The organism is Candidatus Enterococcus moelleringii (assembly GCF_017377575.1).
GTDB lineage: Bacteria > Bacillota > Bacilli > Lactobacillales > Enterococcaceae > Enterococcus_A > Enterococcus_A moelleringii.
In genome coordinates this window covers 126,263-143,498 of the sequence record NZ_JAFREM010000013.1, presented here as the reverse complement: position 1 = coordinate 143,498, position 17,236 = coordinate 126,263, and the positions used below count along the sequence as shown (strand labels likewise).

Here is a 17,236-nt window from a genome sequence, read left to right as displayed (position 1 = left end):
TTTCCTCCATTTTAGTTGTTTTAAAGTCTGGTCGAAAACCAAAATTACTTATACCCATACTCCAAATATTTTCTGATTCTGTCTCAGAAATAATTCCCCACCGTTCTGCCATCATAACCTTCACCTGGTGCCTTGAAGCGCTAATGTCATAACAATCCCAAAATAAACAAGTGCCGCAGCTACGGGAAAACCTATGATGGCAAAAAATGTTTTTGCTGGTAAACTTAATTTGGATTTCGAGCTATGAAACATGATTAAAACCAGAAATAAGATAGGCACACACATCATACCCATAACAATAAATCCTTGAGATTGAGTATTGGGCCCACCTTCATACTCATAACCAAACCTAGCTAGATTTTGATTTATCTCCCGTCCAAAAAACAAATGGAAAGTACCCAATAGGAATAGCAACAGAAGAGCTCCCGGCCATAATGTTTCCTTAGGAGCTTTCCAATACAACAGTACAAAAATAATTGCTGTGGGAATGTAAATATACAAATTGTCCATCGGAAATATATCTGCAAATTCCACCACCTGGCTACCTCCCATCACGTTTTTTATTTCCTTTGCCATTGTAATATTGAAAGCCCACATAAAAGCATACTGCAGCAAAAGCATACATCCGCGGTTCATGATCCCAATAAATACCCAAAGCAGTAAAAATTGTTCCTATGACGATGCATACAATCACGTCACTAGAAAGTTTTTTTCTCATCACAGAATCTCCTAAACAGTAGATTTTTCACGAAAAAGGCGGCAAGCATCAGATAGTAAGACGACTAGATAATTCAGGGCGAACTTGCTAAACTAGATCTACCAAGATTAAGTATTGTAGGTTTAGTTTATGGAGAAAGAGGAGATTGTACCCATTCAACTTGTCGAACAAAAGTCCACTTTAAAACCTGTGACGCCAGTCAAACCAAAAAGTCACTGCTCGAATGAAGATAGGTCAGGCGGAAGTCTACATCTATAACGGGTCGATAATATGTGTCAACTATAATTTTGAAGGAGTTGAGTTTTCATGCCTCACGATTTCGCAAAAACACCTAATATCTTCTTTTGTTTGTGGAAAAAATGTTTTGCGAAAAGGTATCGATGAAATAGCTGCATCCATTACTGAAACTTATCAATTAGACGTATTCGATCAAGCACTCTTTCTCTTTTTCGGAACACGACCGGATCAGTTCAAAGCTCTTTACTGGGAAAAAGATGGCTTTTTACTTCTGTACAAACACTTCGAAAACGAACAGCTTAAGTGGTCAAGAGACAGCTCAGAAGTAAAGCAAATTGATGTTCACCAGATCAAGCGCCTACTTTCTGGCTTTGCTATTCTAGAAAATGAAAATCATTCCTAGCAGCACCCCTAGCACCTATTATTAACATCGAAAACATTTAATAAACAGCATTAAAAATAGAATAACAGATAATTGTAACCAAAACTAAAATATTCAAAATCGATAATGCAACAATTTTTGCACCACTAATGTTACGCTCTGGACCATAATAATATAATACATTTTGAAGCATAACAGATAAAGTCATCACTAAAGTAGTAAGATATCCCGCACTAGCTCTTGAATTCAGTTTGGGTGAAAAACCTAGAGTTCTAAGGTTTTGATCTATAACCGACCCGAAAAAAGTATAAAATGGAACGAATATAATGATGACATATATAGAAATAGCCAGCCAACTCTTCTTTGGCGCTTTCCAATAAAAAGCAGTGGCAATGATTTGAACTATCAAATAAATAAACAAACTATTAATTGGAAAGATATCATAAATTGTTACCAAGAGATTACCTCCTCCAATAATGAATTAAGACACATTGAATTATATCAGTCTGATCTATTCTGAAAATGATTGATATTACAGGTATAAATGACTGGAACAGCTTAAAACAAGGTTCGAAGACCGTCGATAATCAGTAAAATGCTGATAAGCAGATTGATTGAGAATCCTATTATGTTCTTCGTGTTTAAATAATTTCTTGAATTTTTTATATTTTGGTATAAAAATCTTATTGCTGGGAATGAAATCTACGTCTAAGTTCCGTTTACTGCTAATCAAAGTAGGTATTTCAACCATCACCCAAAGCAGTAAAGATTGTCCCGATGACGATGCATACAATCACGGCACCGGAAAGTTTTTTTCTCTCCATATTTTCTCCTTTTACTTTAGCTATTTTGAGAAAAAGCCGTATCCGAATAATCCTCAGATACGACTTTTCAAAGCTATTAGCTCCCGTCTTTGTTATCATCCTAGCTTGACTACTTCCCCTGAACAACGACTATCAATTTTCGCTTCCACCGACGTCAATTCTTCCTCAGTCAGACACTCTTTCGCGATAATGATACACACCATTCCCGGCCCATATAACACAATCAGCTTATCAGTATAAACTAGCTTCGTTACCTTTTCCCAGGACAAACGCAAGTCGGTACTGCTGGAATAGGTCCCGATCGATTCATCGGTTAGGCAAATGCGGCTTTCTTCAAAGGTTGCCGGATCCATTTGTTTGCGCAGCTTTTTTCTGAGATAGTTTGATGAATAATATGCGTACACATGAAACAGAGCATAAGCGCAAATCAGGCCAATCACAATCACAACAAAAATTCTGCCGGCTGCTAAACGTAGCGCCTGGTTCAAAGGAAAATACAGTGTATTCATGTAAAGGTTCAGTTCGCTGATCAAACGATAAACAAAATAGAGCAGCAGCAGGAGATAGATAGGAAGTACACTCATCGCCCGGCTGACTCGTTTTTTCGAAAGATGCCTAACATAGACTTCGTTAAAATCTAGCCAATCAGCTTCACTTAACTTATTTGATACCTCAATCATTTTTCCTCACCTGCTGACTTTCGTGTCGCCAAGCTCCCTACTCCTCAATAACCTTCCCAGCACCTCTAACCAAATAACTCTCCATCTTCGGAATGCTGACCTCTTCTCGCCACATACAAATGGGACAAGCGATGAAATGCTCCGATGATGTGGTGAACAGCGGAATGAAAAACAGCGTAAACTTGCGGCCCATTTTTATTCCTTGCATGGTCACCCAATTGTGACAATTGGGACACTCACACTCCAAATGCGTCTTCCCTAAATCTTCTACGAATCCTTTGCTACCCCAAATAACAAACATCGATTCCACCCTTTCTGCATAATTTCTTATGCCAGCCGATCAGAAGTCTTTCCAGTCCTCCGAATCGTCTGTCTCCTCTTTGTTAGTATCTTCATCCTCCGTACTCTCTTCCTTAAAGAAACAGTAGTAAACAGCGTAAGCTATTAGGCCCACTAGGATGAAAATAAGCAGGATTTTACTAATAAAAAAGCCCATGATTATTCCCCTTGCTGCGTAACAACCGTACCGCCGCCGTTCACCGTTACCCAACCATGTTCTTTACGTGCTTGAGCTTCTTCGTAGCGGATCAGTTCATCGGTGACCGATTCGGAAATCTTTTGGTTCGCCACGGCTTCAGCTTCAGCAGCCTTGGTGATTTTGTAAGCTTCACTGTCCGCTTGCGTTTTCGCGGTTTCGGCATCCAGCTTGGCCTTTTCGTTTTCTTGTCCGGCACGAATGATGGCATCAATCGATTTTTGCGTTTCCGCATCGACATCCGGCACACCTAGCGTCACGTCTTCCACTTCAAAACCTTTTCCTTGAACTGATTCGGCGAAATTTGTCAGCACCTCAGCCTCTACCTTGGAGGATTCGCCAGAAAGAATGTCCAGCAAGCTGTATTTAGCATAGACTTCGCGAGAAACCTTTTGCAGCTTGGATTTTAACCAGCCGTTTTCGATGTCTTCGCTAGTAATATTCCCGAATTCCTTGTACATTTTTGCCGCTTTGGTGGAATCGACCTTGTAATCGTATTTAATATTGATAGTAGTCTTCTTACCGTCACTGGTGGAAACGGAAACCTTATCGGCCTGAATGGTTTGCAGGCGAATTGGGTACTGAATCACCTTGTCGATTCCGACAAACTTGACCCCTTGAGTCAGGGCTTCGTCCTTGATCCCGCCGTTCATGGAATAGCGCACGCCGACATAGCCATTGTCGATTTTTTCGAAAAACTTGAAAACGGCAACAATCCCTACCAGCAAAACAACTAAGAAAATTGTGAATCGTTTGAACCCTTTTGAATTTTTCACGCCATTTATTTTACTATTTTCTTTGTTTTTTTCTTTCATTCGTTTCAATTAATAATCCCCTTTGACATTTTTAATTTTATCGCTATATATACTAATAGAGCCCTTATAAATTTCATTTTACCTGGAATTTATAATGACTCTAATTAATAATACCATAGAATTCAGAAGAGGAGAATATGCTTTTTAAAAGTACTTGTTAATGGTTCTTTTGTCGTAGCCGACACACTGCTGGTAGAAGGCTTCGCTCAACTGATAGCCTTTGCCCCAGTGGGTCACGATGACTTTTCCTTCCACCCCTTGTTCTTCAAATTTCCGTTTGATGCGGTTTACCATGCAGGAAAGTTGGCTCATGTTTGACGGGGTTTCCCCTTCGGTCCAGATGGCTTCGCAAATTTCTTTACGGGTCATCAGCTCACCTTGGGCTTTAATCAACAGGTCCATCAGTTTCCGTTCTTTACCGGTCAAATGTACCTGCAAAGCTTCCAGCTCCCGTTTTGCATCGCCATTAGGGAAAGGAACCACGCGGTTATTGGTGGCATCCATCTTTTGCATCACCGCGGTTTGGGTTTGCGCCAGTTTTTCCCGCAGGCTGATCAAACTTTCTTCTTCCAAGACCCAACCGTGCAGGCCTTGTTCCAGCCATGATGTTTGCTCTTCAGCAGCCGGCATCTTTTCGGTTTCCCGCAAAATAGCAATCGGGTAGCGGGCAAAAAAGCCCAGCAGCGCTTCTGCTTCATAATCACAAATGGTTTTGCTGAAAATCACCCCTTGAAATTGCTGAATAACTGATGGCGGCGTGCCGAAACGCTGAACCTGCTCCACTAATTGGGCGGAACACCAGACTTCGTAATTAAGCTGCTGCAGCCGTTCTTGCAGCGCTTGATTGGATAAAATGTTTTTAGTTAGCAGCAAGACTTGACTCATGGTCCTCTCCTTCTTTCGTTGTAGTTTGCGTTTCTTCGCTTAAAATATCCCGAGCAAATTGATCGACCTTGCTTTGCAGCTGTTGATACAAATTCAGAACGTCTTGCTTCGAGGTTGTTAATTCGTTTGCCAATCGTTGTGCCTGCGTTTCCACTGCTGTTGCCCGCTCTTTTGCGTCGCTGATCAGCTGGTTTGCTCGTTGTTGGGCTTCCTGTATGGTTTCATCCCCCTGCTTTTTAGCAGATAAAAGAATTTTGCTGACCTCTTCTTGCTTGGCCGCCATCTTTTCCTGCAAGGCATAGAATTGCTCTTCCATTAATTGGGCATGATCCTTCTCGGCATGATAAGCAGTCTGGGCATCGGTAACCTGCTGCTCCAATTGGGAAAACTCCCGCTGTTTGCTTTGCAGATCGTCTTCTTTTTGCAGCAGCTGTTCCCGTTGCGAGCGGATCAGTTGGTCTTTTTCCGTCAATTGTTTAGAAAAAATCACCGCTTGTTCGTCAGCACTTTTTAGCTGCTGGATTAAACGCCCCTTTTCAGCTTCGACTTCTCGCAATTTCGCCGCTTCCTGGGAAACAGCGGTATGCTGCTTCTTCAAGCTTTCATAAATCGCCTGTTGATCGGCAAGTTCTTGTTTTAACTGCGGCACTTGATGGGAAAGCTTTCGCTCCTCTTCCACCAGGCCTTGCAGATGAATAATTTCGCTATGAGCCCGATACAAGGCATCGCTGAGGGCTTCTTTTTCTGCTTTCAACTCGGTTTCCAATTGGACCGCCACTTGGGTGGTCTGCTGGTGGTCGATTTTCCTGCTTAAAATATCATTTTGTTCAATCAGGGTTTGCCGTTCCCGTGCTTGCTGCTCCAGCTGGTTGCGCAAATTTTGCACATCCTTGTTCAATTGCTCCAAAGTTTCTTGGGATTGCTTCGACTGGGCTTCTAACTCAAACTTGGCTTTTCTCAAGGCTTCTTCTAAGGCTTGCTGATCCTCGAATTGCTGGTTCGGCTGTTCTTTTTGCTTCGCCAATTCTTCCGACAGCTGTGTTCGTTCTTTTAACAGTTGTTCCTTTTGCTCCATCAGTTTTTTAGTGAAGGTGGTAATCTCGGCTTGCTTATCCAGCAACTCTTGTTTGGTCTTTTCCAGAGTTGCTTGGTTTTCCTTCAGCTTTTTGTTTTCTTCTTCCAAAGCTTGCAGCAAACCATCTTCCATTTTTGGTTTCAAAGGAAAAACCTTTTGCTGGCTGGTTTCTTTCACTTCCGGCAGTTGCTCCGTGACTGTTTCGGCCAGTGGTTTTACACGCTCCTCCACCGCTTCTTCCGATAATTCATTGATTTCGTCTAGCAGACTCTTACTAAAGAACCAGCCGTCTTTTTTCTTTTTGCGCTTTGTCGCCATATTAGTCCCCATCCTTTGCGGTTTTCTCTGATTCATCTAGTAATTCGAAGGCTCCGTCCTCGGCTTCCCGACCATAGGTGCAGCTGTAAACTGTTGCGTTGTCTGCCAAGGAGCTTTCGTTGATTTGAAAGTGAATTTGGGTCAGCTGAGTCACTGCTTCGGCCTCTTTGACAAAAGCCGCCATGTTTTGCCGGATCGTTTCCTCACTGGCGGAATTGCTGACATCTCCCACTAAAGACAAACTCAGTGTTTTCGTCGGCACATCAATCGACAACACAAATGTGGAAATACCAAAGTAAGGTACAATCTGCTGACTCAAGGCCGTTTCGATTTCCGATTGCAACGAAGCCGCGCCACTGTCTTCAAATAACTGAGCCCATTGATAGTCGGCCAACCCAATCCCCTCTTCCGGATATTCCTTCACCGGAATCTTGGTAATCAGCTGTTTTTGCTCCTGCTTCAAGGAATGCGTTTCGTCCTTCAAGGTTTCACTTTGCGCCCGCAAGGTTTCCACCCGGCCCTCGGTTTGAAATTGCGACAGGGTCACACACAACACCGTCAACCCAATCAGCAAACCGTTCAGCAGCAAAAAATGCACATGCTTTTCTTGTTCCTTTTGCTTAATCAGGCTTAATTTCTGACGAGCCTGAGGGGATAATTGGGCGGCTTCCACTTGGCGAATGCGGTAATAGATTAAGAAACGGTACCCGCTCAATCCTAAAATAATCAGTACGAATGCCACAGTTAGGGCATTTAAGATGAACATGCTGGTACTCCTCTCTAATTAATCGGCCCAAATGCCGAAAATGGATACAGGCGATATTGAACTTTGCCTTCGATGTCAGCGGCCTGGACCCAGCCAAAGGTGCGGCTGTCTTTGGACACTGCCGTATGATCCCCAATCACAAAATAATGTCCCTCGGGAATCGTGGTGGTTTTTTTCAGCTGGCGGGCGGCTTTGGCATCTAAGTCAAAGGTATAAGTCGTGGTAAAGCCTTCATCGCCGATACTCAAAACCAACCGATTGCCCTGCACCAACACCGAATCTCCCGGCAGGCCAATCACTCGTTTGACAAACATGCCGTCTTCCTCCGGCATCGAAAAACCAATCACCGAATAGCGGACAATCGGCGAGCGCTTGCTTAACAAAATCCGATCGCCATCCTGCAGCGCTTCCTGCATGGAGGTCCCGGCGACCGGGTGAATCAAGTAACTCCGGTGGACCCAGCCAAATAAAATCAAGAGGGCCGCCACAAAAACTAAGGCTTTGCCGAATACTTTTGCGTACAATTTCAACGGTGGCTGGTGTGTTCGCTCCCTGCTCATTTTGGTTTAATATAGGAAACCAAATTGGATTTCGCGATATCATTGGAGATGACGCGATAGGAAATCGTGGTGCCGCCGACGACATTGCCCTCGGAAATCAAAATGCCGTTCTCGGTGACTGCTTCCACAAAGGCCACATGCCCATAGCGGGGATCAGACCCCGCCGTTCCAGGACTAAAGGAAACCAGATACCCAGCTTTCGGATCGCGAATGACTTCATAGCCCAGCGCCCGACCTTTGGTTCCCCACTCTCCGCCGTTGCCCATGTAATCATCCACATGCCCCCCCAGCTGCGCCACTCGGTTGAAGGCGTACCAGGTACATTGACCCACGGGATAGGAGCCGGAGGTATTATAGTTCTTGCCGTCGTAATCCGGCAGCTTCATTTTTTGCTGATACTCTGCCGGGATGCTTTCTTTTCCTTGCAGGATCGCACTGGTGGTGCCGGTTACTGTTTCAGGTAACGGCTCATCGTACAAAGTAAGATGATAGACCGCGATAATCGAGCTGATTTTTCTATGATAAGAAGTGTCCGTCGCGTATTTGCCAGTTAAGGAACCGGCTGCTCGCAAGTAATTCTTCGCTTCTGAGCGCCATGCCTCCTGATAATATGCCGGATTGCCGGAAATGCCTTCGCGAATCAAGGTGACATAATCTCCTAATGACTCGCCGTAACTAGGGTAACGACGAAAAGCGGCTGAAATCGTATAAAGCTCGCCATTGCCGCGATCTTCTTGGGTGGGCAGGCTAACAGATTGTCCGCCATAGCTGCCTTTTACACCAAACAGGTTATAATTCGGCGCTACTGATAAGCCGCTAGTACCTGAACCACTTTCCAAAATAGCCTGTGCGATCATGACTGAAGCAAAGACATCGTATTTCAGCCCCAGCTTTTGGGCATCGTCAGAAATTTGATCGATGAACTGCTGGGTTTGTTCCGTGGCCTCAATTGCGAATGTTGCTGGATAAGCCTGTTCGACTTCTTCAGCGTAGGCAGTCTTGTTCAGGTCCGTGCCTCGCAGTCCACTGATCGCTTCCTCTTCCTCCCGTTCCGAAAGCAAGGCGATCACCACTTCTTGTGTGGTTTCTTCGTCTTCCCCTTTTTCTTCAACGGTTAAATAATGGTCTTCCCCTAGATACAAACCGATGGATTGATCATCTACGACTAGGATATCTCCCGGCTGTAAATTTTTTTCTTCTATTATATAGGTGACATTTTCGGTTGTTTGATTAAACAGCTGGCTGAACAAATTATCCAGTAACGTTTGAACGGTGTAATCCGCTTCTTTTTCTCCCAGCTGCCGCAAGCCTTCGTAAACTAAAATCCCTTGCTTCGTATCACTGAATGAAGAAAGCAACGGAAGTTCGTAGCCGTTAAAATCCGACTCCGCCAGTTGACTGACCCGCAGTGATTCGTCCAGTTCCACTTCACGATCACCTAATGGATTGGTGGTTCCAATGGTGGGCAAAGTTGAACTCGCTACAGCCGCTGAAGGTTGCGCTGGATAGTTGGCAATTGCTGGTTCAGTGACCGGCGAACTTGGCGCAGGTGCCGGTTCGGTTGGCTGCGGTTGTTCCGGTGCTGGCGCAGGTTTCACTTCCGGTTCCTGACTGCTGCTCGGCGTTGAAATTTCCGGTTCTTCGCTACGTGTTTCTTCTATTATATTATCGCTGGTTTCTGTCGAACTTTCGGTCGTGCTGGTGCTTTCCGTTGAAGAGGTGGTCGTCTCGGTGGTGCTTGAACTTTCTTGCGTAGTGCTTTCTTCCACGGTGCTTTCCTGACTCACACTTTCACTGCTGCTTTCTTCTGAGACAGAAGGCTCCTGGCTGACTTGTGTGTCAGAAAAAATCGTTTCAGCCGGAGCAGTTGATTCTTCGGTGGGCGCTTCTACCACCGGTGCTTCTTCTTGAACAGGTGCGGCCGGAACCGTTTCTTGGATCACTTCCGGCGGCAGGTCGTTGATTGGTTCGGAAGGAACGGTGGTTTCAATGCTGGTTTGGCTGCTTTCGCTGGTGACCGGCTCATCGCTGGCCCGCAGGCTGCGGCCGCTGGAAATACTAAACACTGTGACTAATCCCACCACCAGCAGTCCAATAGCTAACATAAGTTTCTTCATGACTTCCTCCTAACGAATCAAACTGAAAAATAAAATCGGCAACATCATCAATAAAAATAGCGGCACCACCGTCTGCATCGGATCAGAAATAATTTTGGCAGCGATGTTCATACTGGTTTTGGTGACTTGCGGAACCGGATCAGCCTGCAGCAGCTCGCCGTTTTTGATGGTTCCATCTTTGTTAATTCCCAACTGCTTTAACTGTGCAGCATCGGCGTCCGTCAGGGATTCCTGTTTCACCAGTTTCCCCTGCACCACTCGACGGTAAATCGTTCCAATGTCTCCTTCACACCGCAGCAAGGTAATGATCGGTGTCTGGTTGGCGGAAGGCTTCTCCACGTAGGAAACTTCGGTGTCCTCAATGATTTTGTTCACCGTGACTTCGTAATGGAAAATATCCTTGAAGTCGGTGGCATAAATCATGTCTTTTTCTTTCAAATTTTGAATCCTATGTAGCAGCAGATCCTGGTCAAAAATATTGTGGGACAGCAGCACATAATTGCTTTTACCTAACTGCTGATCAGCTTGATAGGTGGCTGCCCCAGTCAATAAGTTTTGATTGGCTAACCCGGCCAAAATTGGCAGGTTGATATCCACGTTGGGGATCACCAGCTTGCCGATGCCCCATTGATTGGTGGTGTCCTTTAACATGTTTTTGGCCTTGGCATAATCGGCAATGTTGACGCTGGCAATTTGCTTCTCCCCATAGTTGGCCTGGGCAATCTTGTCTAGGTTGTAATCCGCCAGCTCGGCCTCAGCTCCCACTGCCACTTCATCCATCTGCGTTTCCTCCTGCATCTGGGTGTAGCCGTAAATCGCAAAGCCGATGGTCGCCAACATGGCAAAGAATAGCAAGAAGAAATACGCCCGCGTTACCCAGAACAACCGCTTCAATTGCTTGGCCGCTTTAATCGCTGCCTTCGGTTCGTTGGAGCGCAGTTTTTTCAATTGATAGCGATAAATCGTCATCAGCAAAATGAACAATAGAACATTGAAGGCCAACGTTGCCAGCACGACATTTTGGTAGCTGAAGGTATTGCGCTTTTTGACATCTTTTTTGGCGGCTTGTTTGTAAGGAATCCGATGCCCCGTCACCAGCAGGCGATAGGTATTGATCCCTGGCGGCGTACAGGTTAAAAGCGTCACCTTGTCCTTGCCCGGCTGAATGTAGACCTTCTCCACTTCACTAGGCAGAATTTCCTCAAAGGACTCGATTTCGTAAGCCAGTCGTTTACCCAAGATATTAATGTAGAAAATATCCCCTTCGACTAGGTTGCGAATATCGGTAAAAAGCACCTGATTTTTCACGCCGCTATGACCAGTGATCACCCCGCGAGTATTCTTGCCACCCACCGGAATCGAGGTCTCTTCGATGTGCCCCAACCCTTTGTCCAGCGTCTGATAAGAAGTGCCATGATAGAAAGGCATTTGTTCAATGTCAATCGCCGGGATGTCAATGGTTCCCATGGTGTTGCCGATGCTGGCGATATTTTTGTAGGCCATCGGTTGGGGATTTCCCCCCTGCTGCTTTTGGTAAATGTAGCGATTGTATTCTTTAGCCAGCTGCCACTGTTGCTGGATTTCTTCTTGGCTCATGCGTTTTAAGACTTGGTCGTATTGAGCAGTGGCTTCGCTGCGTTCCCGATTGGCTAAATAGTTGCCGACAATCGGGTACAGCAGAATAATCACGCCAACAACAATCATCACAATGGCGAAGATCATTAAAAAGGATTTCGGTTTCTTTGGTGATTTTTCTGACATCCTTCTTAGACTCCTCTCCTTGTGGTGATTTTAAAACAACGAGCAACTCCAAGGAGTCACTCGTTGAATAGAAAGGCTTCGCAAACTCGTTCAGCTTTCTAATTTTGAAAACTTGCACCCGTTAAAAATGATGCTTCTTGCTTTGCATAAAGTAGCCGCCGATTGCTCCCATTATCAGGATCAACACGAGGATCAAATACAAAGGCTGCATCGTTCCTAAGGTACCGCTGGTTTGCGGCAAGCGTTTGTTGGCTTCATTGCCGGCAGCCGTTGTGGTTCCTTTAGAAGGCGTGCCATCAGGATCTTCCGTGCCACCTGATTTTGGTAAAACTTGGATACTAGACTTCGGATACAAATACACTTCCGACAGTGCTTCGCCGGTTCGTTGCGGCAAAGGCAGCTCAAAAGTCACCGGCTCCATCACATTCCGCAAAGTATCCGTCGGTTGTTCACTTACTCGATAGGTCCCAGCGGTAAGATTGCCCACATGAGCAACCCCTTGGGCATCGGTAGTAATCGTGGTGGAAAAAGCATCCACCCCTTCAACTGGCCGAAACTCGCTGGTGCCTTCCATCGGCGACACCCGGACAATCTCATAAGAAATCCCCGCCAACGGATCAAGCTGATTGCCATTGATATCCGTCACCTGCTCCGCCTTCGTCCCATCTTCTGGTACGGCATCAGACAGAGTGACTCCTTCTGTCAGCTTGTACTTTTGGATGGTGATGCTGAAGCCGCCTTCTTCTGCCGACACATTTTGCGGCAGAAGAAAGAAACCCGTTAGCAAAGAAAGAAGCAGGAAAAACGTTGTTAGTTTTTTCATCACAGCTTCCTCCTTCGCTTAGGTTGCCGATAGTACAGCATCATGCCAATAAATCCGACGGTTAAGAGACTTGCGGCTGCCAGCAGGACAATGATCATTGGATTGTCTCCACCAGTAAATGGCAGATCAGTTCCTTTGTCGTTGTCTTGGTACAATTGAATTACTTGGTTTCCTTGCGTGATGGTTACATTGATTGGTTTCTTCAAGAGTTCGAAGCCGGATGGTGCTTTGGTTTCGACTAAGGAGTAGTCGCCTGGGAATAAATTCTCGGTCAACCCTGATCCCACATCAAATTTCAACTTCCCGTCGGCATCCGTCGTCGCTGTTCCCAGCTTCTTTCCAGTACCTCCGTGATCTTTGATCAGATCAAAGACCGCATTTCTCAATGGAGTTCCAGTCGCTTTTTCAGGATCGCTCAATTGCCCGTCACTGTTTCCATCAACTGCCGTACCTGCTTCGTATTTGAAGAGGTTGATCGTTCCCGGACGAATCAAGCCAACATTCACATCTGTCACATGATTGACGGAATCGTCTTGGCCCCAAACCGAACCAAGCTCATTAATCTTCAATTGCGTATAACCTGGTGTCTTATAACTGCCTGGATCAGCCTTCGAGTTCTTCGTTGCATCATCACCGACTAGCTTCTTAGTCACTTTATGCACTTTTCCATCAATTACAAACTCGGCGACATACTCTCCTTCAGGAAGATTGGAGAAGGTGTATTTTCCATTGGCATCTGTTTTGATTAATGAGTTACCAGATCCATCAATGAATTTTTCACCTGTTAAACTTTCTTCAACTAATTCATTCTTATAGTCAGGATTCTCTAAACTAGTTCGATAGAGCTTCACTGGAATATCGGCAGCAAAATCTTCTGGTACAACTGGATCGGTTTTATTTCCGATTAATCCATCTAGACTGTCGTCATACCAGGCGACACCTGAGAGGTCGCGGCCGACTACGCGGACACTAGATGGAACACCTTGAACAAATTGATTTATATGTGAGTTCAAGGATGGCGCGTTTACGTAGATGTCCCCAGGTTTTTGATCCTCTGGCCGAACTTTGATAGTAAAGGACATGTCCTCGCCTTGCGGTAGTTTATCGTAAATAACCATGATCGCTTTAGCATTTTTTAACCCAGCAGGATAACTAGTTGCCCGATACCATCCTGCGCTTAGCGGTATTCCATTGGGATCTCTATCTGGCAAAATTGAGTTGGTGGTATACCAAACTGTTCCTGAAATATTTCCTGGAAGTTGTGTTACATCTACGATTGAGTAATCTCCGTTAAATGCTGTTCCTCTTGCATCACCATTGTAAGGCAGTACGTCTAGTATTTTAACCTCTTCCATTGGTATAGTAGAGTGATTTTTAAATGAAATTGTGTAAGTAAAGTCAGTAGGATTTGTGGTCCCCACTTGAGCAGGATCAACTTTATTCCCAGCATCGATATAAGACTTATCTACTCTTTTATCAACAACGATTACACCGGAATTTGTTACATTCATACTTGTTGTACTTGTTCTAAAATTCTTCTCATCTGAGGTATCTCGAATACTATCGTCATTTTCAAGCCAAACTTCAGAAACAACTTTCCCACTGAAACTAGCTAAGTTATTAACAAAATTTAGTTTAGACAAAACGATTGAACTATCAAAGGTTACTTTAGGATTATAGGTACCACTTGCAGTCTTATAATCTAATATCCAACTTAATGTCCAACTACCATCACCATTTTCAACGATTAGTGGATCGGGTAAAGTATTCCCTAGATAATCCTTTGCAGTTCCCGATGTATATAAGGTTTCTTTGGGAATTGTGACAGCAAATTGTACTTTGTGGTTGTTTTCAGAACCACTTTCAACTTTTGCATCAACAGTCCAATTTATTGTCTCCTGAGGATTATAAATATCTTCATTAGTATAAATATTAGGTCGGATAGTCATTCCTGCAATATAGAGTGTATCTCCCCAACCAGGTGATGGTTTGTGAAAATCTATCATTGTTCCATCTTTATTATATGTTGTTGGTGTATAGTCATAATTTGAATTTCCATAATTCTCAAGAGGATAATACATAGTCTGGATATCGGCATTTCTAGCAAAATTGAATGCATTAGTCAACAATATGTTAGGGTTACCTTCTCCATCTTGTACTCCTAAAACACTTGAAACATTTAGAGGAATGAAGGTTGCTGGTCTCCCAACTCCTGCAGAGTCCGTAATCTCATATTCTGTTTTAGTTGCTACAATATTACCTTTTGCTAATGCTTCCTCAGGCGTATTGTACCAAACATAACAGGAATCAATTTCACCAAATTTTCTGAGATTCATATTAGGTACTGGGTTTCCCACGCCGTAGTAATTTTTTAGAATTCTAGTTCCATTACTGCTAGTATCATTTGACAAAGTCCTAGAATTATCATAAGTAAAGTTATTTGCGTTCCATCTGCCATATATAACCCCAGTAGCTCCTTCGATATCTTTGAAACTACTCATGACTCGTCCCCAAACTTTATTCCCTTGTGTAGTTCGTCCATCCCCGTTACTTGACCATTGCTTGCCAGAAAGTGAGTTCAATCCAATCTTATTTTCATCCATAAATACAGAGAAATTGTGAATGTCTCCATTAAAACTTTTGTCCCAAGACATATTTTTTTTTGTATTTACGTCTTGTTCAATTCCTTCATACTTTACGCTAGAAATTGATAGTTGATAACTTATTTGACCTCCTGTTCCAGTTTGTTTTTCAAGGTATTCATAAGGGAAAGCTAATTGCATTGCTACTACTGAAAATGGTTCTTCATTACTTCCCATTGGATCACCTGAGAGGAGCCATTTATTTTTGCCGACACTAGCCGGTTTATAGTCTGGGTTTTTAACATTTATAGTATTATCAGAATTATTCTTTACATCAAGTGTTCCAGTATCAAATACTCCAATTAAAATATCTCTAGAAGTATTTGGAGGATAAGTTCTTCTTGTATAACCAACTGGTACTTTTAGTCCTTGTCTAGATACCGGTTGAAAATTTGATTGATAGGCCGCATATTGATCAGTCATTTTTTTATCAGGCATTGTCCAGCCAGTCAACCCATCATAAGCGATTACCTCCATTGGTCTTGTATCAGTACCAATTACAAGTTCTCGACTAACAGTTGTATTTCGAATACTGTAAATCATTTTCTGATCAATTGTGTACTCTATACCTCCAACAGGATATGTCACGCCCTTAATTAAAGTAGGATCTGATCTTCCCGGTAGAGGTTTTAATTGAACATAAGCCCCTACATTTGTTACCATTGTAGATGGTTTATCTGAAGTTCCAGTAGCTTTTTCAAAAGTTGTCTTTACATCTGGGTGCCATTCTAGTACAACATCAACTAACGGTTTCGCACTGATGTAAACTTCTGTACTATCCAACTTCGGCTCAACATTAGCGTCAATAACCTGATCGATTACTACAACATCACCAGTTGTAGTTGTTGCACTCTCAATCGTAATTGTAAAACTTGGCTTTAATTTATCACCGTTTACTCCACCAAGCACATTCAATGTTTCAGCAAAATAAACCTGCGCTGCACCTGCGCCAGTTCTATCAACAGTTTGCCACGCACTTCTAGTTGACTTCTTTGTTCCATCTCCATTGTCAGTAATAGAACCATTAACAAATTCTGCTGTCTGTCTAAGTTGACCCGAGGAATCTATCCGCCACGCATCTGTTAGCTCCATATCTAAACGAACCCTAATAGAAGTATATTTTGAGTCTACATTTGATATTCCAGCATTGATATTGTATGTTACCAAATCCCAAGTCCTTACAATATCATCGTCTAGAGAATTGTCATAACCAGGTCCTTTTTGTTTATCTAAATCGGCTTCTGTCCCTGTCCTTTTACCAACGTCTATAGTAACCGGAAAAGGCTCATCTTTACTAACCGCCCTCGTACCCCGATCAATCGCATCCGCAACAGCCGCATTTTCTTCACTTACAGATTCTTCTGATACGGGTGCTTCTTCTACCGCTGGTTGTTCCGCTGCCGGATCGGCTTCCGGTACTCCTTCTCCTTCTGGCATCACTTCTTCTTCCATTAAAGGAACTTCTGGCTGAACTAATTCCTGCTCGGTCACGCCAAATTGAAACAACTTCTGCACTAACTCAGTATCCTGTGCATTCCTCACAACCACTTCTTTTGTTTCTGTACTTTTACGTGTGACTTTAAACCTGCGAACTTCATCTTTTTCCATCGTTAAATAGAAGACACCTTTTTGGTCATTTTCTGACACAGAAAAAAGGGAGGAATCATGTTCTTGAACCTCGGGAGTCTGTTCTTCTACAATTTCAGTTGAATCAGTGGTGCTGGTGCTTTCTTCTGTTTGGTTTGCTTCTTCAAATTGCTTTACAAAATCTTCTTTTTTAAAGTCGTCCTGTCCGATTTGCGGATAGGCGTATTCCTGTTCACTCTCATCCAATGGCGTAATTTGCACATGCTCATCGTAGGGGAGTTCCAACAAGCTTCGTTCTTTTGCAGTTAGTGCTATGTTCACCGATTCATCTTCGGTCTCAAACGTGCCATCGGACTGTTCTTCCCCATTAATTGCGAGGCTGACTAAGGCTGGTCCACTGTCGTTTGCTTTTAAAAACGGCCCTTGGGAGATGGCGCCGGCCACCCCCAGGACAACAAGGAGTGGAAGGCAAAGAGCGAGTAGTTTTTTGATACGTTTTTTGTTGTGCATC

Annotated in this window: 14 protein-coding genes; 1 reads left to right on the top strand and 13 read right to left on the bottom strand. The window is 43.8% G+C overall.

From position 1 onward, the window contains the following. Positions 1-120: 120 nt before the first annotated feature. Together JZO70_RS08740 and JZO70_RS08735 are read right to left on the bottom strand one after the other, a co-directional pair. Entirely contained in the window at positions 121-534 is a 414-nt protein-coding gene (locus tag JZO70_RS08740; protein ID WP_207673173.1) for a hypothetical protein, read from the bottom strand. A gap of 7 nt (positions 535-541) precedes the next feature. Further along, positions 542-718 (bottom strand): hypothetical protein, encoded by a 177-nt coding sequence (locus tag JZO70_RS08735; protein ID WP_207673172.1) that lies wholly within the window; start codon positions 716-718, stop codon positions 542-544. Between the two features lie 223 nt (positions 719-941). Between JZO70_RS08735 and tnpB the strand changes: the two genes are divergently transcribed. Beyond that, positions 942-1,358 (top strand): IS66 family insertion sequence element accessory protein TnpB, encoded by a 417-nt coding sequence (gene tnpB / locus JZO70_RS08730; RefSeq protein WP_207673171.1) that lies wholly within the window; start codon positions 942-944, stop codon positions 1,356-1,358. A 37-nt stretch (positions 1,359-1,395) separates the two neighbouring features. Here the strand turns inward: tnpB and JZO70_RS08725 are convergent, their stop codons facing one another. From JZO70_RS08725 to JZO70_RS08675, 11 genes are all read right to left on the bottom strand, one after another. Further along, positions 1,396-1,794: a hypothetical protein gene (locus JZO70_RS08725; protein ID WP_207673170.1), complete on the bottom strand. Its 399-nt coding sequence runs from the start codon at positions 1,792-1,794 to the stop codon at positions 1,396-1,398. Between the two features lie 462 nt (positions 1,795-2,256). Continuing rightward, positions 2,257-2,841, bottom strand: coding sequence for a YcxB family protein (locus JZO70_RS08720; protein ID WP_207673169.1), 585 nt, complete (start codon positions 2,839-2,841; stop codon positions 2,257-2,259). 498 nt (positions 2,842-3,339) lie between these two features. Beyond that, entirely contained in the window at positions 3,340-4,191 is an 852-nt protein-coding gene (locus JZO70_RS08715) for a prohibitin family protein (RefSeq protein ID WP_242703864.1), read from the bottom strand. 144 nt (positions 4,192-4,335) lie between these two features. Further along, positions 4,336-5,076, bottom strand: a complete 741-nt coding sequence (locus tag JZO70_RS08710; RefSeq protein WP_207673168.1) for a winged helix-turn-helix domain-containing protein — start codon at positions 5,074-5,076, stop codon at positions 4,336-4,338. After that, positions 5,051-6,469 carry a coiled-coil domain-containing protein gene (locus JZO70_RS08705; protein WP_207673167.1) on the bottom strand — a complete coding sequence of 473 codons (1,419 nt, stop codon included), beginning with the start codon at positions 6,467-6,469 and terminating at the stop codon, positions 5,051-5,053. Before JZO70_RS08705 ends, JZO70_RS08710 begins: the two co-directional genes overlap by 26 nt. 1 nt (position 6,470) lies before the next feature. After that, on the bottom strand, positions 6,471-7,235 hold the full coding sequence (locus JZO70_RS08700) for a hypothetical protein (protein ID WP_207673166.1): 765 nt from the start codon (positions 7,233-7,235) through the stop codon (positions 6,471-6,473). Between the two features lie 14 nt (positions 7,236-7,249). After that, on the bottom strand, positions 7,250-7,765 hold the full coding sequence (lepB, locus tag JZO70_RS08695; protein WP_207673165.1) for a signal peptidase I: 516 nt from the start codon (positions 7,763-7,765) through the stop codon (positions 7,250-7,252). Positions 7,766-7,791: 26 nt separating this feature from the next. Beyond that, the gene (locus tag JZO70_RS08690; RefSeq protein ID WP_207673164.1) at positions 7,792-9,912 is read right to left on the bottom strand and encodes a glucosaminidase domain-containing protein; all 2,121 of its coding nucleotides are present in this window, start codon (positions 9,910-9,912) and stop codon (positions 7,792-7,794) included. A 9-nt stretch (positions 9,913-9,921) separates the two neighbouring features. Continuing rightward, entirely contained in the window at positions 9,922-11,673 is a 1,752-nt protein-coding gene (locus tag JZO70_RS08685) for a sortase family protein (protein WP_207673163.1), read from the bottom strand. A 121-nt stretch (positions 11,674-11,794) separates the two neighbouring features. Beyond that, on the bottom strand, positions 11,795-12,496 hold the full coding sequence (locus JZO70_RS08680; RefSeq protein ID WP_207673162.1) for a pilin N-terminal domain-containing protein: 702 nt from the start codon (positions 12,494-12,496) through the stop codon (positions 11,795-11,797). Further along, a complete protein-coding gene (locus JZO70_RS08675) occupies positions 12,496-17,235 on the bottom strand; it encodes a prealbumin-like fold domain-containing protein (protein WP_207673161.1) in 4,740 nt (1,579 codons plus the stop codon). The genes JZO70_RS08680 and JZO70_RS08675 overlap by 1 nt, the downstream gene beginning before the upstream one ends. Between the last annotated feature and the right edge of the window lies 1 nt (position 17,236).